The sequence below is a fragment of the Vibrio sp. 1978 genome (assembly GCF_033344345.1).
Genome location: NZ_JAWPOP010000024.1, coordinates 1 through 24,363 on the forward strand (window position 1 = coordinate 1; position 24,363 = coordinate 24,363).

The 24,363-nt window shown below is 44.4% G+C and carries 19 protein-coding genes and 1 pseudogene; 14 read left to right on the forward strand and 6 right to left on the reverse strand.

Annotation, left to right across the window (positions count from 1 at the left end; genetic code table 11):
• The 3 genes from R8N49_RS19275 to R8N49_RS19285 all read left to right on the forward strand — a co-directional run.
• Positions 1–999, forward strand: a 999-nt coding sequence (locus R8N49_RS19275; RefSeq protein WP_318190050.1) for a host specificity factor TipJ family phage tail protein, incomplete at its 5' end; no start/stop codon positions are given.
• A gap of 64 nt (positions 1,000–1,063) precedes the next feature.
• A complete protein-coding gene (locus R8N49_RS19280) occupies positions 1,064–2,908 on the forward strand; it encodes a sialate O-acetylesterase (protein ID WP_318190051.1) in 1,845 nt (614 codons plus the stop codon).
• 105 nt (positions 2,909–3,013) lie between these two features.
• The gene (locus tag R8N49_RS19285) at positions 3,014–3,259 is read left to right on the forward strand and encodes a hypothetical protein (protein WP_318190052.1); all 246 of its coding nucleotides are present in this window, start codon (positions 3,014–3,016) and stop codon (positions 3,257–3,259) included.
• Here the strand turns inward: R8N49_RS19285 and R8N49_RS19290 are convergent.
• Positions 3,214–3,606 carry a hypothetical protein gene (locus tag R8N49_RS19290; protein ID WP_318190053.1) on the reverse strand — a complete coding sequence of 131 codons (393 nt, stop codon included), beginning with the start codon at positions 3,604–3,606 and terminating at the stop codon, positions 3,214–3,216. The genes R8N49_RS19285 and R8N49_RS19290 overlap by 46 nt on opposite strands.
• A gap of 809 nt (positions 3,607–4,415) precedes the next feature.
• Here R8N49_RS19290 and tdh point away from each other — a divergent pair.
• The 7 genes and pseudogenes from tdh to R8N49_RS19325 form a co-directional block, all read left to right on the forward strand.
• Positions 4,416–4,574: pseudogene (gene tdh / locus R8N49_RS19295) on the forward strand (L-threonine 3-dehydrogenase); the annotation flags it as partial.
• Positions 4,575–4,963: 389 nt separating this feature from the next.
• Complete coding sequence (locus R8N49_RS19300; protein WP_005375099.1) at positions 4,964–5,509, forward strand: spore coat U domain-containing protein; 546 nt, start codon at positions 4,964–4,966, stop codon at positions 5,507–5,509.
• A 39-nt stretch (positions 5,510–5,548) separates the two neighbouring features.
• Entirely contained in the window at positions 5,549–6,046 is a 498-nt protein-coding gene (locus R8N49_RS19305; RefSeq protein ID WP_017820521.1) for a spore coat U domain-containing protein, read from the forward strand.
• A gap of 20 nt (positions 6,047–6,066) precedes the next feature.
• Complete coding sequence (locus R8N49_RS19310) at positions 6,067–6,822, forward strand: molecular chaperone (protein ID WP_005375103.1); 756 nt, start codon at positions 6,067–6,069, stop codon at positions 6,820–6,822.
• Positions 6,822–9,248 (forward strand): fimbria/pilus outer membrane usher protein, encoded by a 2,427-nt coding sequence (locus R8N49_RS19315; RefSeq protein ID WP_373921216.1) that lies wholly within the window; start codon positions 6,822–6,824, stop codon positions 9,246–9,248. The genes R8N49_RS19310 and R8N49_RS19315 overlap by 1 nt, the downstream gene beginning before the upstream one ends.
• Entirely contained in the window at positions 9,245–10,213 is a 969-nt protein-coding gene (locus R8N49_RS19320; RefSeq protein ID WP_005375105.1) for a spore coat U domain-containing protein, read from the forward strand. The genes R8N49_RS19315 and R8N49_RS19320 overlap by 4 nt, the downstream gene beginning before the upstream one ends.
• A gap of 141 nt (positions 10,214–10,354) precedes the next feature.
• A complete protein-coding gene (locus R8N49_RS19325) occupies positions 10,355–11,074 on the forward strand; it encodes a carbonic anhydrase (RefSeq protein WP_318190054.1) in 720 nt (239 codons plus the stop codon).
• Positions 11,075–11,146: 72 nt separating this feature from the next.
• On the opposite strand, the gene R8N49_RS19330 is transcribed toward R8N49_RS19325, so the two are convergent.
• Positions 11,147–12,250, reverse strand: a complete 1,104-nt coding sequence (locus R8N49_RS19330) for a mechanosensitive ion channel family protein (RefSeq protein WP_005375107.1) — start codon at positions 12,248–12,250, stop codon at positions 11,147–11,149.
• A gap of 300 nt (positions 12,251–12,550) precedes the next feature.
• Between R8N49_RS19330 and R8N49_RS19335 the strand changes: the two genes are divergently transcribed.
• Positions 12,551–12,898 (forward strand): helix-turn-helix domain-containing protein, encoded by a 348-nt coding sequence (locus R8N49_RS19335; RefSeq protein ID WP_005375109.1) that lies wholly within the window; start codon positions 12,551–12,553, stop codon positions 12,896–12,898.
• Positions 12,899–12,988: 90 nt separating this feature from the next.
• Here R8N49_RS19335 and lldD read toward each other — a convergent pair whose 3' ends face one another.
• Entirely contained in the window at positions 12,989–14,128 is a 1,140-nt protein-coding gene (gene lldD / locus R8N49_RS19340) for an FMN-dependent L-lactate dehydrogenase LldD (protein ID WP_005383962.1), read from the reverse strand.
• A 315-nt stretch (positions 14,129–14,443) separates the two neighbouring features.
• Positions 14,444–16,135, reverse strand: a complete 1,692-nt coding sequence (locus R8N49_RS19345; RefSeq protein ID WP_005375111.1) for an L-lactate permease — start codon at positions 16,133–16,135, stop codon at positions 14,444–14,446.
• A 162-nt stretch (positions 16,136–16,297) separates the two neighbouring features.
• Here R8N49_RS19345 and R8N49_RS19350 point away from each other — a divergent pair, with 162 nt between their 5' ends.
• Both R8N49_RS19350 and R8N49_RS19355 read left to right on the forward strand, forming a co-directional pair.
• The gene (locus R8N49_RS19350) at positions 16,298–17,197 is read left to right on the forward strand and encodes a LysR family transcriptional regulator (RefSeq protein ID WP_186585104.1); all 900 of its coding nucleotides are present in this window, start codon (positions 16,298–16,300) and stop codon (positions 17,195–17,197) included.
• A gap of 120 nt (positions 17,198–17,317) precedes the next feature.
• Positions 17,318–19,351 (forward strand): prolyl oligopeptidase family serine peptidase, encoded by a 2,034-nt coding sequence (locus tag R8N49_RS19355; protein ID WP_115386801.1) that lies wholly within the window; start codon positions 17,318–17,320, stop codon positions 19,349–19,351.
• Positions 19,352–19,593: 242 nt separating this feature from the next.
• Here R8N49_RS19355 and R8N49_RS19360 read toward each other — a convergent pair whose 3' ends face one another.
• The gene (locus tag R8N49_RS19360) at positions 19,594–21,225 is read right to left on the reverse strand and encodes an ABC transporter ATP-binding protein (protein ID WP_186585106.1); all 1,632 of its coding nucleotides are present in this window, start codon (positions 21,223–21,225) and stop codon (positions 19,594–19,596) included.
• Positions 21,226–21,310: 85 nt separating this feature from the next.
• Complete coding sequence (locus R8N49_RS19365; protein ID WP_017635485.1) at positions 21,311–21,808, reverse strand: hypothetical protein; 498 nt, start codon at positions 21,806–21,808, stop codon at positions 21,311–21,313.
• A gap of 187 nt (positions 21,809–21,995) precedes the next feature.
• On the opposite strand from R8N49_RS19365, the gene R8N49_RS19370 reads away from it, so the two are divergent.
• Positions 21,996–24,356, forward strand: a complete 2,361-nt coding sequence (locus R8N49_RS19370) for a Lon protease family protein (RefSeq protein WP_042521651.1) — start codon at positions 21,996–21,998, stop codon at positions 24,354–24,356.
• Positions 24,357–24,363 lie beyond the last annotated feature (7 nt).

Consider the following 24,363-nt stretch of genomic DNA (forward strand, 5'->3'; position numbering starts at 1 on the left):
GATGGCAGTTACGCCGAGCAGGCGACTCGTTCGATTGCCGATGCGGTCATCGATGCGTGTCGGAATAACGTCTATGGTGCAGGCTTGGAAGACGATGCGATTGATATCGATACGCTCATCGCCTATCGAGATAAATGGGATTCCCGCTCAGATTACTGTGATGGTCTGTTTGACCAACCCACTGCGTTTTGGGAGGCGATTGGCAAGCTGCTGGAGACGGGGCGCGCTTATCCCCGTATCGAGCTTGGTACCGTCAGTATGTGGCGCGATGAACCAAGGGAAGCGCTGTGTAAACCGTACTCGCCTGTCAATATGACACCAGACAGTTTCTCGGTGGATATTAGCTTACCGGAAGATGGGGATTACGATGGCGTCGAAGTTGAGTGGTTTAACCCGCTATCGCGAAAATCCGAGACTTTGCTGTGTACTTTGCCTGGTCAGAATGGTTACAACCCCAAACCACTGAAGCTGAACTTTGTCACAACAGAGGAACAGGCCGAACGGGAAGGGTTATTTGCCGCTGCAGTGCAAGCTTATCGCCGTACCAATATCGATTTCTCGACTGACATGGACGGTTGGGAGTCGAACTATGGTGACGTTGTTCCCGTGGCACATGATGCCGTGGACTGGGGCGCGTCTGGCCAAGTCATCGAAACGCTCAGCGCTGGCGATGGTAATCAATACCTTCAGCTCTCCGGCCTGCTGGAATGGGAAGAAGGTAAACAGCACTACTTACTGTTTAACAGTGGTAACAAGGGAACACACGGCCCGTATCGAGTCGAGCCCACAGAGGCGCCAGACATTGTCATCCTAGTTGATGAGCCAACCGAAAAGGTTTATGCCGTGGGTGAAAAGGGTCAGAAACCAAGCGAATACATGTTTGGCCAAGCCAACCGAATGTATAAAAAATGCATACTGAAGAAAGTCAAACAAAAAGGGGAATTCGAGGTTGGCTGCGCCGCCGTAGAAGACGACCCTCGCGTGGATGCCTACGCCTAACAACCCATCAAATCAATTACCCAATGCCCAGCCATCGAGCTGGGCTTTTTTATGAGGTTTATTCATGACCCAGAATATTGAACAGCGCACCGAAGCGGCGGTGACGAAATATGAAGGCGCCGCAGATAAAATAGAACAGTTTGCTGAAACAGATTCGACCCTTAGTACTGCGGCTGGTCCACGTAAATCATTTCCCAAGCTCTCGCGTGAAATCGAAGAATCAATTAGATTGGGTGCTGCTAACCATCAGGGTATCTATGCTGTTGGTGTGACTTATGATCAACCTAATTGGACTTATACCTTTAACGGCCAGCAATGGGGGTTAAGTGCTAACTTTGACCTGTCAACATTAGCATACGAAGCAACTCAAGCAGATCCAAATAACGACCCTAATCTCGCTGTTCGAGGTGAGGCTTCACAGGAATATGTTCAGTTCGAAATAAGTAAACGATTAGATGTAGATGCAGTTGATTTGTTTGTAGTTGTTGGTCAGTCAAATGCAGAAGGTAGAGGTGAATCTTACAGCTCTCCTTCATGCCCTACAGGTTTGTATTTTAATGGTTCTGATTTATTAAGGCTTTCAGACCCAGTAGGTGGTGCCAATTCTGGTTCAATGTGGCCTTCTTTTGCAAATGAATGGCATTCGCAGACAGGAAAGAGAGCGGTGATAATTGATTACGCCGTTGGTGGGACAACACTTTCAAATGATGGTGAATGGTCCCCATCTGGAAGCCTTAGAGGTAATGCTGTTAATGGTGCTAACAATGCGATAAATGCAATAGAAAACTCAGATCTATATAAACTTGAAAATGTTTATTTTATCTGGTTGCAAGGTGAATCTGATGCAGATAATGGTGTTTCATCGGCTATATATCAGAGTGATTTGGAGGATTTGGCGGCGTATTTTAGAAGTCAGATTATTCAGTCACAACCATTACAAGTCTGCATGATTGGAAGAAAAGGTGGAACTGGTGGTGTCCCTGTTGACGATATAGGCAATAACAATAATGGTACGTTAATCAGAAAAGCTCAGTGGGATGCAGGAATTTCAAGTGCTGATGTTAATGTTATTTATTCTGGTGCTACAAGATACCTAGGGGAATGCCACATGAATGACGGACTCCATTTTAATCAGTTTGCTTTAAATAAAATAGGAAGATGTTGCGCATTAAGGTTAGCTGACAATTATCCTGACTCTTCATTTTCAACATTGAAGAAAGCTCCATTTAGAGCAGTGACATCAACTCAGACTGTAAACAACGAAATCACTAATTCGTTGTCCCTGACTCACGTTCCAGATATGTATGCAGATACAATAATTGTTGTTGCAGGAGCAACTCGTGATTCATCAGCAACAAATATTTCGCTAAATGCAACATTCAACAATGTTCCAATGAGATTAGTGTCAACTTCTAAGAGTTTCAGCTCTGGTTTCACACGGTTAGATTTTTTCCAAATAACTCAAGAAGAATTTGGCATACACTTTGGTAGAAAAGATATTGAGATTACAGTTAACTCATCCTCTAACTGTAATTTTATTGGCTTTGCTGTTTATGATTTGCAAGGTGTTGAGCATGTAAGTGATGTTTACATAGACGAGGAGTCATTAACACCAACCGACACACTGACAACTAACACTCCAGTATTTGAGCCATCAATTGTTATAAGTGCAATATCAACCATAGGTGATGGTAATGTAGCACCTACAACAACGTTTTCAGGCTCATCCGTACAAACCGATAACGGAGTGATAGATACAGGTTCAACCAGAGTTATGAACCTAGCAACAGGATATAGTCAAGAGGAGTCATATAATACAAGCTTACAGGTTATATCAACAACATCACAGGCACAGACAGAAAGTGTAATGACTACTTTAGCACTGAGAAGAAAAATAAAAGGTGAGTGATTTATAGAAACTGTGTCTACGGACACAAAGCCATAAGTTAGCAATAATATAAACAAATAAGAGCCACTGCATTGCGCGGTGGCTTTTTAATTAAAAGGAGAATTTATGAAGCGAATTTGGTCGCTGTTTATGCGCGTTCTGTTGGCGCTGAACATGTTTGTGCTGCACTTGCTGACTGGTCGGCCTGATCTCACGATTAGCGGCTGGAGCTACATTCGTGAGCAGCAAGGCAAGCGCTCGCCCATCAAGTTTATTGATTGGCTGTTCTTAAAGCTTAATAAGCAGGAACCCCAATTTTGTTATGCTCATTTCCCAATTCGATTATTGGGCAGTTCACTTTTAAGCCTATAGATTAAAAACTCTTCTAAAGCACTCGCTTCAAAAAAAGTTTCATCTGGTACCGCCCACGCAACAAAATGAGTTGCTTGATCGCTCCACTTACTCTTCTTAGAGCTATAGATGTGGTCCACTATGCGGTGCCATATGGCCTTCTTCTGTGCCGAAGACTTACCTATGTAAATAACTCGCTCGCCACAAAATATTACATAAACCCCTTTTTTTGCAGCATTTACTGGGCATACAGGATCTATCACATTCAAGTCAAATTCTGGTACAAACGTAAAAGGCATCATGTCGGGATGTCTAAAACGAACCTGATACTCATCAACTAATTCAATTAAATCATCCAGTCTTGCCATGTGGGCTCCAATAAGAATAGTCTGATTTAGACGGCTGTGGCCGCTTTCTATTCCCCTATAATGCAAATTTTCATTTAGTAATTCAATTTAAAATCAATAGGCTAATGAAAAGACATGGAGATTAGACTGTTCCGCGGTTATTTCTTATGAGCTTTGTGTAACTCACATTCACGTTCGCGTGAGTTATCGCTCTGCTGGTGATGGGCTTCTAATGTTTCCAAAGCTGGTGGCATTAAGATGTTCGAAACTAGGTACAAGGTGACTTATCGTCGCGAGAAATGGGGCAGATTTGGGGCAATCATGGGGCAAATTAAGCATGCAATTTTGAAGGTTTAGGGTTTGCTGAGATCATTCAAGAATTGAAGATGAGTAATTAGATATGACGAAAAGTGTTTTAAAATATTGATTTTAAGTTATTTATTTTAATTCCACCAATTGCGGTGCACTTTTGTGATTGACACGATGAAGAGCAGTGTAGATTTGTGTGGAATGTATACGCAATGGCCCCAAGAACTAATAGTGCGACAAGATCTTTAAATATCACTTCAAAGTTTGCGACTGGCCCTTTGCATCCGCAATGTGGCGATTCAGCAGCGTCAGAAGCTACTTCCTTTTTGCATTCTCTGCATGGTTGTAAAGCCGTAAAATCCAATAGTTATTATGGATCGTTACCAGTTTCGAGCAAGGATTTCAGGCTCAATTTAATCGTTAAATGTGATTTGATTTTAAAATAGCCCCAATTTGGCCCCACAAACAAATGGCCGGAATTTAAGTGTCTGATTGTGCTTGAATAAACAATGCTTGTACCTGATATGTTCGAAACTTGGTACAAGATGGCTTCACTGATCCAATCTGGTCTGGATCTATCGCCAATCATCACGCACCACTACAAGATTGATGACTTCCAAGAAGGCTTCGATGTAATGCGCAGCGGTATGTCAGGCAAAGTTATTCTTGATTGGGAATAACTTATTCAAGTAAGAAATGCGCTCCTTTTTGGGGCGCATTTTTGTTTCATGAAGATTCTTGTTTCGGGAAGAAATGGTCGCCAATCTTTTCTAAACTTCTCGTGTCGTTCTGCTACTTTTTTTAGATTTTTTCCACTCAACTTCACCCTACCTTCTAACTCATTGTCGATTCTGTATTTGGAACAAGATAATAAACATTTGTTTTTAGTGGTTATTTTTTAGCATTACATGCTTAAAAATCGTCACTTTTAAGTTTAATATTTTTATTTGCTGTTCGTCTTTATCCTTATCCTGCTTCTTTTTATTGTTTTACATTTTATATGCATTTGGTTTGTCATAATTGAGCTATAACTAATAAAAAGGTTACCGATATACAGTGGAATGTAAAAATGGAGCTTTATATGAAAAGATTTTATCTGATGATGCCTCTGCTCTTAACCTCATTTAGTTGGCAAGCGAGTGGAGCGTCAGTGAGCGGTACGATTGATGTTTCAATTAACCTTGTACAAGGTTGTGTGATTAATGGAAACAATGCGGTAGATGCAGCTTCTGGCGTTGGCTTTGGCTCACTCGCCTTTGGAGACGTGCCTGCAATCTTCAGTGAACAAGATGGTGTGGTAAATGGTGGTAGTGCGACGGGTATTGAAGTGCTTTGTAGTAACGGTGTGACACCGACGTTTACATTGGGCACCGGATTGTATGATGCAAGTGCGACCGTTGGTACCTACGCGATGTCAAATGGCGCGCAATTTATTGATTATACGTTGTTTACCGACTCAGACCGAAGCACACAAATTATACAAGGCGGGACGGTAGCTCTGTCTGAATTTACTAGTGCAACATCGCAAACTATTGAGCTTTTTGCGAAAGCTTACGGTACGAGCAGCATTGCCGGCACATACTCCGATACCATCAGTGTGACGCTAAGCTGGTAAAACGTGACGCTGGTTGTTAGGGGCTTTTCACTTGTCGCGATGAGTTTGTGCTCTTTAACTGTGCTGGCTGATGCGACACAAACTTTTCAGGTGTCTGCCACCGTAGATACAGGTTGTTTGATTAACGGCGCAGTACAAGAAGAAAGCGCAACCCAAGCTGGGCAAATAGGCACGTTAGATTTTGGTGAGCATTCTTCAGTTTACGCGACGGAAGTACAAGGCAGCATCACTTACAGTTCATCACTCACATTAAGTTGTACTCCGGGTATTACGATGAATGTTTCCGTAAATGGCGGGATGAATGCATCGGACGGTGTACGTAAGCTAAAGCACAGTGAAGAAGCGACAACGGTAGATTACTTTTTGTTTCAGGATCTAAATTATACGCAGGTGCTTGATATTGACACGCAATATTCCGTCGATACCGACCAAGACCCAGATAATATTCAGTTTCCTATCTGGGCAAAGGCGACAATAAATGGGAATGAAATGGCTGGAATTTATATGGATACGCTGACGCTGACATTAGAGTGGTAAGTGAACTTTGGAGGGGTGAAATGGAATTCATACTCAAAAAACTATTATTAATAACCTTCCTTTTTGTTTTTTTCTCAAATGCCAATGCTAACTCATTATTAATTTGGCCGATTTACCCCAAAATATCAGAGGAGAGTAATGCAACATCACTTTGGATGGTAAATAAAGGCAGTGTTGATTCTTATTTACAGGTGAGAATTTTTAAGTGGGAACAAAACGAAGGAGAAGATAGTTATTCAAGTCAAAGCCAGTTAATTGCAACCCCTCCGTTTGTCAAAATTGAACCAGGTGAAAAGCAGTTAATCCGCATCATCAACCAAGATGAGGCCTCTGCGGGTAAGGAGTATGCATACCGAGTGATCATAGATGAATTACCGCCAACTCAAAACCCTCAAACAGAATTGACGGAAAATGAACTCGCTGTAAAAGTCCGAATGCGTTACTCGATACCTTTGTTTATTTACGGGAAAGGGCTGACTGATACTCAAAAACCAAACCGTGACAGTGAATTATGGGATGATTTACAGGCACAGTTTATTAAGAAAAATAATCAGCGTTTTGTTCACATTAAAAATTCAGGAAAACACCATGTTCGCTTAGTGAATTTACAGTTGAATCTACCAAATAAAGATCCTGTCGTTATTTCCGATGGACTAGCTGGCTATATTCTTCCTGAACAGTATAAGGTTTGGTCTATTCCCCATAGTAATGTCAGACCCTTGAGTTTGAGCGCGAATATTGGAGGTAAACGTTACCAAATACCATTGAAGCAATAATGAATAGATTTAATACAATGAATGCTTTCTTTTGGTTGGTATTACTTAGCGTAACGTGGAGCAGTATTGGTCTTTGTGCAAATTCAGCAAACCACTTCTCTGAGCTACCGAGTCCTGAAAATTTCTCATTAGAAAAGTTTGAGAATATTAGCCTCAATCTGGAGTTGGTGATCAATCAAAGAGCAACCGGGCTTGTTGCGAAAGTTGAGCGAGTTGGCGATCAGTTCTTTTTGCTCCGGGAGGACCTCATTTCAGTTGGGGTTACCGCCAAGTCGTTGCCTGGAACCGAAGAGAGACTTGAGGTTACGTCTATCCCAGGTGTTAACGTGCGTTACTTGCAATCGTCATTGCAACTCGCAATTGACGTACCGCCTAATTGGTTACCGATGCAGAATTTATCAGCGCAGGATATGGGGCGATTTTCCCCGGCTCAGTTTGGGCGTGGTGGCCTGCTTAACTACAACGTATTTGGTGTGTACGAGAACGAAAGCCGACAAAAGGAGGTTTCTATCAATCATGAAGTCAGAGCCTTTTCTGAGTTTGGCGTTTTTTCTACTACCGGGATATTTAAATCTAACTTTCATCGCGATGTTCAGTCCCAGCAAAGCAGCCAGTACACTCGTTTTGATACGAGTTACGAGTACGTCAATCAAGAGAAGCGAATTCGTATGGAGGTAGGGGACTATATTGTTCGCCCTTTATCTTGGAGCCAACCAGTAAGACTGGCGGGTATTCAGTTGTCACATGATTTCTCTATGCGTCCGGATGTCGTGACGACGCCGTTACCTGCATTTTATGGTGAGGTCACAGCGCCCACTACGTTAGATTTGTTTATCAATGGCTTTAAAACTGACTCAATGAATGTTGGGCCCGGTCCTTTCATTATTAACGATATTCCAATGCTCTCTGGTGCTGGGGAAGCAACGGTAATTGCAACGGATGCTCAAGGTAAGCAAACGGTCATGACCAGCCCATTTTTTCTCTCTTCCGATCTACTGAAGACCGGATTTACATCTTACAGTGCGAGTATTGGTGCGATCAGAGAAAATTTCGGTAATGCATCTAACGACTATGGAGACGGTGGCGTGGTTACCGCTCTGCGTCATGGCATGACTGATTGGTTAACATTAGAAGCTCAAGCTGAAGCAAAAGATGACCTGATCGTTGCGGGGCTGGGCTTTGTCACTAATGCTTTCAACTTGGGTACGGTGGATGCCTCGTTTCGTGTGAGTAATTTTCAGGATCAATCTACCTCATATGCGCTAGGTTATAGTTATCAGTCTCGGCTGTTTAGCTTCGCTGCTCGAACTCAAGTAGAACAAGCCGACTTTTATACCTTATCTCATTTACCAAATTACGAAATGCTCGATGAAGGCAAAGACGCTTCACTCGCGTCGCGCCATCTATCACAAATCAATATGGGAGTCCGTTTGGGAGATTGGGGCTCACTTTCTGGTGGGTACTTTGATATTCAACAATCCGACTCAGATTCACGTACCCTAAATCTCACTTATAGCTACGCTCTGCCTTTTAATATCAATATGTCCCTTTCTTACAATCATAGTATTGGTGGTCAGAGTGTTACGTTGGCGCAATTCTCTCTACCTTTCAGTTCTTTGGGGGGAAGTTCGGGGCTAACGCTGAAAAGAGAGGACGATGGCGATGTGCGAGGGCGAGTGGGTTACAGCCGCCTTGCGCCAATACGAGGTGGGTGGGGCGTCAATTTAGCGCATGATATTAACGAACACCCAGAAAACCGTAAACAGGCTGATTTGACCTACCGTGCGTCATGGGCGCAGTTCAGAGCGGGGTTAAATGGCACCAGTGGCGACTATGATTATTTTGCGGAAATGGCAGGTTCGGTCTCTACGTTGGATGGAGAAATATTCCCGGCGAATGAAGTGTATGACAGCTTCGCTGTGGTGAGCACCAGTGGTTTTGAAGGTATTCCGGTTAAATATGAAAATCAAATTGTCGGAGTGACAGACGATGAAGGTTACCTACTTGTTCCTTGGGCTACGGCGTATTACACCGCCAAATATGAAATCGATCCACTTAATTTACCTGCCAATGCTGCGTTTTCTGCAACAGAGCAGTTTGCTTCGATACATTCGGGCTACGGCTACCTGTTAGAGTTCCCAATAGAGCTACAAATTGCACTGAGCATGACGGTGGTAGACGAAAATCATTTGTTCCTTCCGATTGGTACATATGGCCGCTCAGAAACGGGCTTAACAAGCCAAATTGGTTGGGATGGTTTTACGTACTTTGAAGGCGTTGACCCAGGCCGCTATATTCAGTTTTATCCTCAAGGACAGCCGCCATGTAAAGTGTTTATTGAGGGGTTGTATCAGCGTGACAGTCAAAAAATACAAACATTGCCTGAGCAGGTTTGTATCAAAGCCGAAGAAGAGACCGCACTATGATTTTGCGCAGCTGGTTTGCTAGCCTACTTCTCTTTTTCTCGTGCTCGACAATGGCTTGTCAGCTCACGGCGGCAACACCTTTAATCTTGTTTGGCAATGTTTCTTCGTTTACTGTTTCAAGCTCTCAGCAGCAAAGCTCAGCTCAGCCTCATGCGGGGATTACGTGTGACTTTTCTACACTTGTGTCTTTGTTAAGTGGCGACTACGTATCAGCAAGGTTTAACAGTATAAATAATGGTTTGCTATTAAATGAGGATGATCCGAGTTCGGAGCTCAGCTATCAGATTTTTGGCGATCCAGGTCTTTCACAAGAGTATGTATTCGGCCAAACTTACAATTTTTTTGAAATCGGGTTACTCGATTTACTCGGGTTGTTTGGCACTCAAGCCGAGTTTCCGCTCTATGCTCGGACGGGAGTGGGTAGTAATCTTTCCGCTGGGACTTATAAAGACCAAATCACCGTATCCTGGATTTGGGATTACTGTAAGGGTATCGGGGTTCTAGGGGTATGCATTGGCCGCACCAATGGCAGCGCTCAAAGCGTGATTACGGTTGAGTTAGAAGTGACCCCTGATTGTATGATCACAGCGCCAGATATTGATTTTGGTTCGTCCCCATTAGTGGCTGGTTTTGAACCGGTCAGTCAGGTTATATCGTTAACTTGTACCAAGAATAGTTCCTTCTCCATTGGCTTGAATGACGGCCTAAATGCGTCCGGCGGTCAGCGGCGAATGATTTCTAGTGGTCACTATTTGGAGTATGAAATCTATAAGTCATCAACGATGGAGCGCTGGGGAGGCACCAGTTCTGAACGTCGTGAACACAGTGACGTCGATACTGGCGGCTCCATTCCGGATGGTATCACGCCACAGAATTATAATTATCGCGCGCAGATACTAACCAGCCAAACGACCCCTCCTGCAGGTACTTACACCGACTCAATAATCGTTGACGTTCAATTTTGAGCATCATGTCAATTACATCATTAGAGGCTTCTATTCCAAAAATCTTTTGTAATCATAGTTTTCACTCTGTCACTGCTTAATTTTGTGAGATTAGTATGGCTTTATTCTCACGGAATTTAACTTTCAGAAATAAGGAAAATGATGAAGAAGTCACTAACAACATTAGGTTTGGCACTGGTATTTACAGGAACAGCTTATGCAGCAAGCTGGGGCTACGAGGGAAACCATGGACCTGCTCATTGGGGTGAGTTTGCATCTGAGTGCGCAAAAGGTCAAAACCAGAGCCCAATCAACATTGAATCGGCGACCGAAGCGAAGCTAGAAAAATTGAATTTCGACTACGAAGGTAAGGCAATTTCACTGCTGAACAACGGTCACACTTTACAGACTGGTTTAGAAGGTAAAAACACACTCACCATTGATGGTAAAGAGTTTACGTTGAAACAGTTCCACTTCCATACGCCATCTGAAAACCATGTGGACGGTAAAGAATACCCTCTAGAAGCACACTTTGTGCATGCCGACAAAGTAGGTCATCTAGCTGTTGTCGCGGTGTTCTTTAAACTGGGTGACGCGAACCCAGATCTAGCTAAGATGCTAGCTAACATTCCAACTAAAGATCAAGATGTTACCATCAAGGTTCCATTTGATGCTGATGCCCTTATCCCAAGTGATAAAGACTACTACCGCTTTAACGGCTCACTAACGACACCGCCATGCTCTGAAGGTGTACGTTGGTTGGTGATGAAAGAAGCACAAACTATTTCTCCTGAGCAGATAAAATCTTTTTCGGAAGTAATGGGGAAAAACAATCGCCTAATCCAACCGCTGAATGCACGTATGGTGTTAACGCAACAATAACCACTTCATGCGAAGAAAAATAAAAAGCCCGCTTAAACACAGCGGGCTTGATTATTTGGGTATTGGTGAGAACTAGAAGCCGTGATCTTCTTGCTCTTCCGCTTTTACCATTTGTATAGGATCAAGCTTAAGCGTCTGAGTAGGGAACGCGATATCTGCATCGTGTTCTTTAATGATGTTGATTACCTTAAGCAGTATGTCCTGCTTAACCTCATGGTATCTCACCCAATTCACGGTTTTAGTAAAGGTATAGATAAAGAAGTGCAATGATGATGGACCGAATGTATCGAAGTTGACGATAAGTGTTTGGCGTGCATCAATGTCTTTGTGATTTTTCAGCATTTCTTTTACCGCGGTGATAATTTGCGGCATTTTTTCAGCATCGTCGTAACGAAGTCCAATTTTTTCGTAGATACGTCGGTTCAGCATGCGAGATGGGTTTTCTACGACAATGCTGCTAAACACTGAGTTTGGCACATACAGTGGACGCTTATCGAAAGTTCGGATAATGGTCATACGCCAGCCAATGCGTTCTACCGTCCCCTCTATTTGTCGGTCTGGAGAACGGATCCAATCGCCAACTTTAAATGGACGATCGAAGTAGATCATAAGACCTCCAAAAAAGTTAGACAGCAAATCCTTCGCCGCTAAACCGACGATCAAACCACCAACACCACCGAAGGTAAGTAGGCCCGATAGTGACAGACCAAATGCCTGCATTACGGTTAGAATTCCGACGGTAATAAAGAACAGGCGCGCGACCTTAGCTATCGCTTGTACTGTTGTTTCATCTCGGTTCTTTTGTTCGAGTACATGCTCTTCAACATTGGTAATGAGCCGCATAACGGTCCATACGAAGATGCTGATGATTAAAATCAGTTTCAGCGTACTTAACCAGTTTATTTTATCGTTGAGCTCGCTCTCTAATATGATGCCGATAGAGACGGTTGCAGGCCAACACCAAATGAGTGTACTGACTGGCGCTTTTAGCGCATCAAGCAACATGTCATCCCAGTGGAAGGGCGTTTTCTCTACGAGCGCAGCGAGGCGAGAGCGGATCAGCCGCCAAGCTATCCAAGCTATAAAGCTAGCGAGCGTAATGAAAAGGACGCTTCCACTCCAATTTTGATGAGACGTTTCAATGTAGCTTTGTAATTCGGTAAACCACTGTGGCATATGTAACTTATTTCTAGTGAACCATGGAAGGAAAGGTAGCAGATATTACTCCTTCACCCCAGTGATTTCCTTTAAATCATTTACTTATGTCTAAACCGCCGAGATGGACTTTTCCTTCCAATGACAAGAGAGTTACCTTTACGTTTTGCTGAGCGACCGCCTCATGCATGTTCAGAGGTACGCTACCAATGATTGAGGGTTGATATTTGGACGATCAATTATAACTTCTCTGACTTATCGCTAACATTTATCTTAAGTAAGTGTGAGAGTGTATTGGCTCTTGAATTAGCGGAGGCAGATATGGAATTTACAGAGCTGGATCGAAACGCGCTCTACGACATCTGGATGTCACAAAAAGCCAAAATGCACATCACTCAAATGGAAATGGCGAAGCGCCTTGGTTTGAGTCTACACGAGTTTTCTGGCTTGTTACGTGGTAATTCTCCACTGACGCTAGGTTTTGTAAAACAGCTATGCGAGCAGCTACATGTACGTCCTGGTCAGGTGATTCCGTCTTTGACGGAGCGTGATCTATCTGCATCTGGTACCGTTTATTTACAAAATCGTGTGACGGTGGATGGCGATATCAGTAACGTGTTTATCGACGGAAACCAAGTCGTGATCGAGTACGTTCACCAAGTTAGCTAGCTTGCTCGTCAAATTATCGGGTTGAAGAGCAATAAAAAACGAGCCACTGTTGGCTCGTTTTTTCGTTTCTGTTTTGCTCGATTGCAAAGATTATGGGATTTTCACTAGCGAATCGCGTGAAAGATCCGCGATAGACTTCGCGCCAGTAAGCGTCATAGCTACACGCATTTCTTTGTCGTACAGATCCAGTAGGTTTTCAACGCCTGCGCCGCCTTGTGCAGCCAATGCGTACACAAATGAACGACCAAGAAGCGTACAGTCTGCACCAAGTGCGAGCATACGAACGACATCAAGACCAGTACGAATACCAGAGTCTACGAAGATCTTAAGATCACCTTTTACCGCATCCGCAATGCTTGGCAGTGCTTTAGCACTTGAAAGTACGCCATCTAACTGACGGCCACCATGGTTAGATACCACAATGCCATCTGCGCCGAAACGTACCGCATCTTTCGCGTCTTCTTCATCTAGAATGCCTTTGATAACCATTGGGCCATCCCAAAAATCACGAATCCACTCAAGATCTTTCCAGGAGATAGAAGGGTCGAAGTTTGCGCCTAACCAGCCGATGTAATCTTCTAGCTTTGTTGGTTCGCCACGATAAGTAGAGATGTTACCTAAGTCGTGCGGTTTACCAAGTAGACCCACATCCAGCGCCCAGCTTGGGTGGCGCATCGCCTGGAATACACGACGCATGGCCGCGTTAGGGCCACTCATACCTGAGTGCATGTCACGGTAACGTGCGCCAGGAACTGGCATATCAACGGTAAACACCAGCGTTGTTACGCCTGCTGCTTTTGCACGCTCAAGTACGTTTTTCATAAAGCCACGATCTTTAAGCACGTAAAGCTGGAACCACATTGGACGTTCAATTGCAGGTGCGACTTCTTCAATCGGACAAACCGAAACAGTCGACATAGTAAATGGGATGCCTTTTTTCTCGGCTGCTTTTGCTGCTTGCACCTCGCCTCGGCGCGCGTACATACCAGTTAGACCAACAGGAGCTAGCGCGATTGGCATTGCCAGTTTCTCACCGAAGATCTCGGTTTCTAGGCTCAAATCTGTCATATCGCGTAGGACGCGTTGGCGAAGAGCGACATCACCTAAATCGTCAGTATTACGCTTCAGCGTGCGTTCGTCGTAAGAGCCGCCATCAATATAATGGAATAGAAACGGGGGAAGCTTGGCTTTCGCGGCAGCGCGGTAGTCAGTAGAAGCTGAGATAATCATAATGGTGTCCTAGCGGTTATTCTAAGCAAAGTTGTGGAGCAATTTGCTCTTTCGTTGAGCCTTCATCGCAAAGCAGTGAAGACATCAAAATGAGTATAGTTACCTATGGTTCACTTACGTTTGAATCGGTGATGTTGGTAACCCATTTACATAATTGGTTGAAAAATTTTATTAAATCACTCAATCAGTTATGCAAACTGGAAAGGGTGACACAGCTGTCGGGGGAATTGATGTAGCAAGCTAAATCAACATGTCGGGGTAGTAGTGCAGACAGCTGTGTCAAATTAGGCAGGGCTGTAAACCCTGCGTTTCGCGTTACTTCATCAAGACATCTGTCATTTGGAAGCCATAAATCAGAACCAATCCAATAATGCCTGTCATTACAATGTAGTAGAACGTAGGGATAATCGTTTTACGCAATGTTGCGCCTTCACGACCAAGCAAACCTACCGTGGCTGATGCGGCAACAACGTTGTGAATCGCAATCATGTTACCTGCAGCAGCACCGACGGCCTGGAGTGATACAACAATCACACTCGAAATAGACAACGTTTGTGCCACTTCGAATTGGAACTGGCTGAACATCATATTTGATACCGTGTTTGAGCCAGCGATGAACGCACCCAGTGCACCAACGGTGGCACTCAGCGCTGGGAACGCAGAACCAACAAGGTCAGAGGCGAAGTTTGCGGTTGTGACGGGCATACTTGCTAGGTCAGCACCGTTGATGCCTGAGTTGATAAAGATACGAACCATCGGAATGGTAAATACCAAGACAAAACCCGCCCCAATCAGTGTTTTGCTTGACTCGCCAAATGCTTCACGCAATGGCTTTACGCTGCCGCTTTGTAACATTGCAGCAAGTAGTGCGACAAACACCAGAATGCCACCAGGAAGGTATAACGGCTGAATCGCAGCGCTAACGCCAGTCTCACCAAGAATGTTGCTGAACGACAAACTTACGCTTTGTACAAAGCCTTTCAGTTCTGGGCTTACGCGGCTTGCGACGAGAATAACTGCCAGCATTACATATGGAACCCAAGCTTTTACGATGCTCATTGGCTTGCCCGGATTGTCGTTTAGATCGACTTTTAGCGAACCTAACCACTCTGCAGGCCATTTGTCTTCGCTTTCGAAATCCCACTTAGTCTTTGGTACTAAGAAGCCTTTTTTCGCTGCGGTAACAACGATAGACAGACCAACCAAACCACCGATAAGTGAAGGGAACTCTGCGCCCAAGAATACGCCGGTTAACGCGTATGGAACGGTGAAAGAGACACCAGCGAATAACGCAAATGGTAGAATATCCAGGCCTTCACTCCAGCTTCTGTTCTTGCCGAAGAAACGTGTTAACATCATCGCCATTAATACCGGGATCATCGTACCTACGACTGCGTGAATGACAGCAACGTGTGCTGTGATATCTTGCAGGTACATTTCCCACGTTGCACCTTGTGCGGCCAACGACTCACTGATGTTATGGGTGTCTAAACCTTTGTTTACACCTACGATGATAGGCGTGCCTACCGCGCCGAATGAAACAGGCGTAGACTGAATCATCATGCCCATTAGGACAGCGGCTAGCGCAGGGAAGCCGATTGCAACCAGTAGTGGTGCAGCGATTGCTGCCGGGGTACCGAACCCAGATGCGCCTTCAATGAACGAGCCAAAGCACCAAGCAATGATGATGGCTTGTACACGGCGGTCAGCCGAAATATCGGTAAATCCATTACGGATTGTGGTGATCGCTCCAGTGTGTTTTAAAGTGTTGAGCAAGAAGATGGCACCAAACACGATCCATAGAACAGAGACAGTAATGCCGAGTCCTTGGAATACGGAAGCCAGTACGCGATTGGCTGACATATCCCAAAACATAAGTGCGATAGCGACGGTTAGACCGAACGCGACAGGCATGGCTTTTTTAGCAGGCCAGTTGAGACCAACCAATAAGATGGCGGCAACAACAATTGGCGAAAATGCCACTAGGGCAAGTAGGGTTTCACTCATTTGTACATCCTTCGTACGCTGACTTCTCGAACGGTGTCAATCCGCTGTAGAGGTGACTTTTTGTTGTAATGGTTTTGTTAATTTGGCGTGAATTTACTCCTTTATTTTTTGTTGATATAGGGAAATAATGAAAATAATTAATTCCAAAAGTGACATAATGGTATGAGAGCAGACGACTTAATCCTATTTTCTCAAGTAATCGAACTTGGCAGCTTTAGTAAGGTTGCAGAGGCAAATAACCTTACAAATTCGGTAGTTAGCAAAAGAATGGCGAGGTTGGAGGAAGAAATAGGGGCTCAGCTATTATATCGAACAACGCGCAAATTAACCTTGACCGAGGCAGGTAAGGTGTTACTCCACAGTGCTAAAAATGTGAAGCAGGCCACTCAGGAGGCTATGGATGCTGTTGCAGGCTTTGGAGAGAATGTGAGCGGTCATATAAAAATGTCCGTGCCGTGTATCTCTGGAGATTTGATACTTGCTGATGCTGTTGCCGAATTTTGTAACCTTCATCCGGGTCTGACCGTGGACATGTCATTGGATAATCGCTTTGTCGATTTAGTGGCTGATGGTTACGATTTAGTCATTCGAACTGGCTACTTAGCCGACTCTAGTTTGATCGCACGACATATTCTCGATTCCCAATGGGTGGTATGCGCGTCACCTTCTTATATTGCGAAAAATGGGAAACCGATCGAGCCGATTGATCTCACCACGCACAATTGTCTGCAATACGCTTACCAAACCACAGGTGCAACGGATTGGGAGTTTAAAGGAGAAGGTGGCAATTACATCGTCAAAGTATCGGGCTGCTTTTCTACTGATAACGCGACCGCATTACGTAAAGCCGCTCTGGGCGGCCATGGTATTGCTTACGTCCCGCGCTGTTTGGTGTATCACGATATTCGTAATGGTCAACTGGTGGATATTTTTCCTGAATTAGTAGGTAAAAAGTTGGGTATCTACGCGGTGTATCCGTTTACTCGTCAACCACCGAACAAAGTGAAGCTGCTTATTGAGCACATTCGTGACCGATACTTAACGATATCTCATTATTTCTAGGTTCTTCATAGATTTAAAACAATGTCGTTGAAATCAAAATAGGGTGCTCTAAGGTAATCACCGCAATAAAACGATTGAAGATAAACAACTTAATAAAAACAACGGAGTAACACGGACGTTATGCATTACCCAAAAACACGTAAAGATTCTGTCGTGGACACTTATTTTGGTCACGACATTACCGACCCTTATCGCTGGTTAGAAGATGATCGCAGTGAAGAAACCGCTCAATGGGTTTCGGGTCAAAATTCGGTCACCTTCGATTTCCTTGGTCAGATACCGTACCGCCAACAAATCCGTGACTTAGTGGCGAAGAGTCAAAACTACGAAAAATATTCCCAGCCATTTGTTCGTGGTGACTACACCTACTTCTACAAAAACGACGGTTTGCAAAACCAAAGCGTATTGTATCGACGTAAAGGCGAGGGAGAAGCCGAGGTTTTCCTTGATCCAAATACTTTCTCCGAAGAGGGCACGACCTCTCTTGGCGAAGTCAGCTTCTCTAAAGACTACCGTTTGGTCGCGTATTCCATCTCGGAAGGGGGCAGTGATTGGCGTAAGATCTTTGTCATTGATACGGAAACCAAAGAACAGCTAGAGCCTGAGATTGTTGATGCGAAGTTTACGTCGATTTCTTGGCTGGGCAGCAAAGGCTTCTATTACTCAAGCTACGATAAGCCGCAAGGCAGCGAGTTGTCTGCTCGAACTGAGCATCACAAGCTTTATTATCATGAACTTGGTACACCTCAATCTGAAGATAAAGTGATTTTCGGTGAGTTGGATACGCAAGTTCATCGTTATGTGTCTGGTACGACGACGACAGATGATCGCTTCCTCATTATCTCTGGCGCAGAATCTACATCGGGTAATCGTCTGTTTTATATTGATTTACAGTCTGAGTTACAGGCAATTGTGACGCTGCGCGAGACAACGCAAGGAGACACCTACTTAATTGATAGCCAAGACGCAACCTTGCTGCTTTACACCAACCTAGACGCGCCGAATGGCAAAGTTGTCAGCTACAACACTCAGACAGAACAATGGGCTGACGTGATTGCTGAACAAGAACAGCCGTTAGAAATCAGCAAAGGTGGCGGTTATCTGTTTGCGACTTATATGGTAGATGTGCTTTCTAAAGTGCAGCAGTTTAACTACCAAGGTGAGTGGATTCGAGATGTACAATTGCCGGGAGAAGGCACGGCTTATGGTCTGGCGGGTAAAAAAGAAGAAACCACACTTTATTACACATTCACTAACTACGTGACGCCTCCGACGATTTTCTCATTTGATGTCGAATCTGGTGAATCGACACTGTTTCAGGAATCAAAGGCACCGTTCGATCGTAATGAGTATGAATCAAAACAGGTGTTTTACACCTCAAAAGACGGCACGCAAGTTCCGATGATCATCTCATACAAGAAGGGCATTGCACTTGATGGTAGAGCACCAACCATGTTGTATGGTTACGGCGGTTTTAACATCAGCCTTACTCCAATGTTTTCTGGCAATGTAGCCAACTGGCTAGAGTTGGGGGGTATATATGCTGTCGCCAACATGCGAGGCGGCGGTGAATACGGTAAAGCCTGGCACAACGCAGGCACTCAGCAGCAAAAGCAAAACGTGTTTGATGACTTTATTGCGGCGGCGGAATACCTGATTGAAAACGACTACACTAGCTCGGATCGCCTAGCGATTCGCGGTGGTTCTAATGGTGGTTTGTTAGTTGGAGCGTGTATGACGCAACGCCCTGAACTATTCAAAGTCGCGCTGCCTGCGGTTGGCGTGCTTGATATGCTGCGTTATCACACGTTTACTTCTGGAGAAGGCTGGAAGTATGACTATGGCACGTCGGAGCAAAGTGAAGCGATGTTCCAATACTTGCTTGGTTACTCTCCTGTTCACAATGTAAAAGAAGGCGTGCAATATCCTGCTACCTTGGTGACAACTGCTGATCACGACGACCGAGTTGTGCCAGCACATTCGTACAAATTTATTGCGGAGCTGCAAGACAAACAGCAAGGCGCTAATCCAGTATTGATACGCATTGATGTTAATGCCGGTCATGGTGCAGGAATGCCGCTGAGTAAGCAAATTGACCTCACCACAGACGTGTATGCATTTACGTTACATAATATGGGTATTGAGTCGATTTAATGCCCTAGTTGTTAGAAACTTCTGAGAATAAAAAAATGCCGCGACAGTGTCGCGGCATTTTTCATGGTTGGGGGAACTCAATTCATACTGTTTGCCAGTATTTGAGCCAGGTTGACTAAGTCTGACCCTTGAACCAACCAGTCTCGGCGGCCAAACCGAAAGGCAGCTACGCCATTCTTAAGACAAGATGAATTTATCACCTTTTCTTAATCCTAGTTTATGAATATGAAACTGTGATGAACCTAAGCCGCATTGTGCTGATTTTCACTGTTTTCAAGATCAAATGAGGCATCTATCAGTTTTTTCGTGTAGTCATTTTTAGGGTTTTGGAAAATCTTTTCGGCCGTACCTTGTTCCATGACCTCGCCCTTTTGCATGACTAGAACACGATCAGAGAGTGCTTTAACTACTGATAGATCGTGGCTAATAAACAAGTAGCCAATATTGTGTTTTTTCTGCAAATCTTTCAGAAGGTCAATCACTGTCAGTTGCACCGAGCGGTCTAATGCAGAGGTTGGCTCATCAAGCAGAATAAACGAAGGTTCAAGGATCAGTGCTCGCGCGATAGCAATACGCTGACGCTGGCCTCCTGAAAACTCGTGCGGATAACGGTTGATGGACGCGGGATCTAAGCGGACCTCACGGAGCACGTCGCGTGCTTTCTGCATACGTTCTTTTTTACTCAACATTGGTTGGTGGACAGTTAATCCTTCTGTGATGATCTCGCCGATAGTCATACGAGGAGAAAGCGAACCATAAGGGTCTTGGAATACCATCTGAACGTCTTTTTTCAGCTCAAAACGTTCTTTGTTTGTCAGCAAGGCCATATCTTGGCCTTTATATTCTATTTTGCCAGTTGAGGGCAGTAGACCTATCAAAGCTCGGCCGAGTGTAGACTTACCTGAACCGGACTCCCCAACGATCCCGAGGGTCTCTCCTTGTTTAAGCTCAAGAGAAATGCCTTTTACCGCTTCGAAGTACTCATTCTTGCTCGCAATAAAATGCGACTTTACCAAGAATTTGACTCGTATATCGTCGGCCTTTAAAAGCTGTGTAGCACTTTCGCTAATAGGCTCCTTACTGCCTTTAGGAATCGAGTTGATTAGCATACGTGTGTATTCGTGCTTTGGGTCCTCGAAGAGTGTTTGCGTTTCGCCTTCTTCGACGACTTCTCCTTTACACATCACAATGACACGGTCTGCAAAGTGTTTTACGACGCCTAAGTCATGAGTAATAAATAGGATTGCCATGCCCATCTGAGCCTGAATTTCTTTAATCAGGTGCAACACTTCTGCTTGAACCGTGACATCCAACGCTGTTGTAGGTTCGTCGGCGATCAAAATATCGGGCTCGTTAATCAGTGCCATCGCAATCATGATGCGTTGCAATTGACCACCAGAAAATTCGTGTGGGTACTTGTTGTACGCTTTTTCTGGGTTTGGCATATGAACCAATTCAAACAGCTCTAACACCTTTGCTTTTGCTGTTCGTCTGTCGACCGGGCGGTGACACATGATGGCCTCAGCGACTTGGATACCCACCCGCATGTACGGGTTTAGTGAGGTCATCGGCTCTTGAAAAATCATGCCAATGCGATCACCGCGAATACTTTGCATTTCACGCTCTGTTTTATCCAAGATGGAGCTACCCTCAAACATGATGGATGAGCTTTCATGAAAAATAGCGTTGTCTGGCAGTAGTTTCATCAGTGCATTGGTTGATACTGACTTGCCAGAGCCAGATTCGCCAACGATGGACAGCGTCTCGCCTGCTTTTAAATCGAAGCTAACATTCTTTACTGCATCGACGATCCCATCGTTTGTCGTAAAGCTGACTGATAGGTTGTTCACCGAAAGAATGGTTTTAGAAGACATCACAGATCCTTGTGGTTGATAAAGCAAATGATACTCAAGCAATGGACAGTACAAACCTAGCTGGCCTCAATGCTTGAGCTTTAGATTAATTATACAGGTGAGAAGGCGAAGCTTTTGCCGAACTCATTGCTTGCAAATGTAAGAACTGCTCATGCGCGCGCGTTACGTGCTCGAGTTCTATCATCCATTGAGCATTACGTTGGGCAGAGCAAAATGCCGCCATGTGAGCTAACAAGTCTTCGCTCTGTTGACCAAGTAGGTGACCTACGCGCTCAATCAGTTCATGGCTCTCTAGCTGCAAAAATTGAAATAGCGCGTAAGTTTGATTGAGTATTGAGAACGCATCATGTTGTAAGCCGAGTTTGTTGAGAATCTCTGATTGCGTCACGCTGGCATCTCTAAGCCCCGTAATGAGACATACAAACTGGCAAGGTTTAGTTTGTGCATTTTCTAGCGCTAAATGAATGTGGTTGGGTAGATTGTTGAGCACGTCGTCATATAAACGATGAGCTTCTGGCCAATGGCCTTGTTCCATCAGTTGCTCCGCTTTTAAGTAGCGCATCCAGCATTGCTCAATATTCATATCCATCTCCACAACATTTGATTTGTTTAGATATTAAATGAAATTGATTATCAATTGCAAGTGCGTGTTAATATCACTTATGTGTTCATAAAATGTCCAATCAATCTAGGGTGGAAGGTAAATCACTTAAAATTAAGCAAATAATCTCTACACTCAAATAACGAAAATAAGAAAAAAGGAAGTGGATATGGCAATACTAAGATTGGAAGCTAAGCAGCTATATTCTGTAGCAGATCTAGAGAATATGCCATGTAAGTCGACCAAGGAGTTACCTCCAATTGATGAAATCGTGGGCCAAGAGCGCGCGCAAAAAGCGGTCGAGTTTGCGATGTCCATCAAAGAGAAAGGGTATAACATCTACGCCATTGGTCAGAATGGGCTAGGTAAACGCACCATGATCTTGCGCTATCTGAATCGTCACCAGCACGATGCAGCAGCCCTGTTTGATTGGTGTTACGTTGCGAACTTTGAGGATACCCGTACACCAAAGGTATTAAAGTTGCCTTGTGGTATCGGAAATAAGCTACGTGTTGATATTGAAGCTTTAATGGGCAAATTATTGAATGCTTTACCCCTAGCATTCGACAATGAAATGTACTTTAGCCGCGCTGAGCGATTAAAAAATCAATTGGCAGCTAAGCAACAAAACGAGCTGGATCGTATTAGTCGAGAGGCAAAAGAAAAGGGCATCAGCCTAACACTGACTACGCAGGGGGATTATCAGTTTGTCGCCATGAACGGTGATGAGCTTCATACGGAAGAGTCTTTTGATGTACTAAGCAAAAAAGAACAAGAGCAATTCAGCGATGCTATTGATGAACTCGAAGTGAGATTGCGCTCGATGGTTCGTGAGCTTACGGAGTGGGAAGAGACATACAGCGATAAAATCAAAAAGCTCAATGATGAAGTGACACTTGATGTGATTACTCACTTCATCAAAAAACTCAAAGTGGATTACGCGCAATATTCCGAAATCAAAACCTACTTAACTGAGCTGCAAAAAGATATTGTTGAAAACGCAGATATCTTCCTTGACCAAAGTGGCGAGCAAGGCGAAATTGCGACGGCATCCTTGGATAAAAAATTGCCACGTCGTTATAAAGTGAACGTCTTGGTAAGCCGTAAAAGCAGCGAATTTCCTATCGTTGTTGAAGAAAACCCCAACTATCATTCACTCTTCGGGTCGATTGAGACTGCCACTTTCAAGGGAACGGTGTTTACCGACTTCTCGCTGATTCGCGCAGGGAGCTTGCATAAGGCGAATGGCGGCGTTCTATTAATGGATGCTCAGAAAGTACTTGAACAGCCTTACGTTTGGGATGGTTTGAAGCGCGCATTGCGTGCTCGTCAATTGAGTTTTACGTCTCTAGAAAAAGAAGTCACATTGACGGGGGCGGTATCACTCGATCCTGAACCGATTCCGCTTGATATCAAAATCATCTTATTTGGTGATTACCGAACTTACCAATTACTCCAACATTACGATCCAGAGTTCAGCGAGTTGTTCCGCGTGACGGCAGATTTCGAAGACGAAATGAAACGTACGCCGGAGTCTGAGCTGCATTACGCGCGCTTTATCTCTAGCGTGGTGCATGACAACAATATGCTGCATTGCGATCGCAAAGCCATTGCTCGAATCATCGAATACAGCTCACGTTTGTCTGGCGACCAATCCAAGCTATCTCTACATTCGGCTAATATCGCCAACTTGCTTCGAGAGTCGAACTACGTAGCTCGTCAAGCCAACTCCAACATGATTCGTATTGGGCATGTTGAAGAGGCGCTCAATAACCAAGAAATGCGAGTAAGCCGATTACGCGATAACGTAATGGAAACCTTTATTAACGGCACAACGCTGATTCGCACCGAAGGAGAAGCCGTAGGCCAAGTCAACGCACTTTCGGTATTGAGCACTAGTGACTACATGTTTGGTGCACCGAATCGCATCACAGCGACGACGTGTTACGGTGATGGGGATGTTATCGATATCGAGCGCAGCGTGGATTTGGGTGGCAGTATTCACTCTAAGGGCGTGATGATTTTGTCTGCCTACTTATCTTCCGTATTTGGTAAAACGGCACGAGTGCCATTAACGACCACCATTACCTTTGAGCAATCTTATGGTGGTGTTGATGGTGATAGTGCCAGCATGGCTGAGTTATGTGCGGTTGTGTCTGCTTTTTCAAAGCAACCAAACCGACAAGACATTGCGATAACAGGGTCGATGAATCAATTTGGTCAAGCTCAGCCTATTGGTGGCGTAAACGAAAAGATCGAAGGCTTTTATGATGTGTGTGTAATTAAAGGTCGTCATGACGGGCAAGGGGTCATTATTCCGCGCTCTAATGTTCACAATCTAATGCTTCGTTCCGACATCGTGAAAGCAGTCGAAAAAGGTGAGTTTAATATTTGGGCGATTGGCCATGTTACTGAAGCTATCGAATTGTTTACGGGGAAAGTTGCTGGTGAGCCAACTGATGAAGGTTCTTATCCAATCGATACCATTTTTGGCCTTGCTCAAGCTAAGCTCAATTCGTTGAGAAAATAGGCTGAAA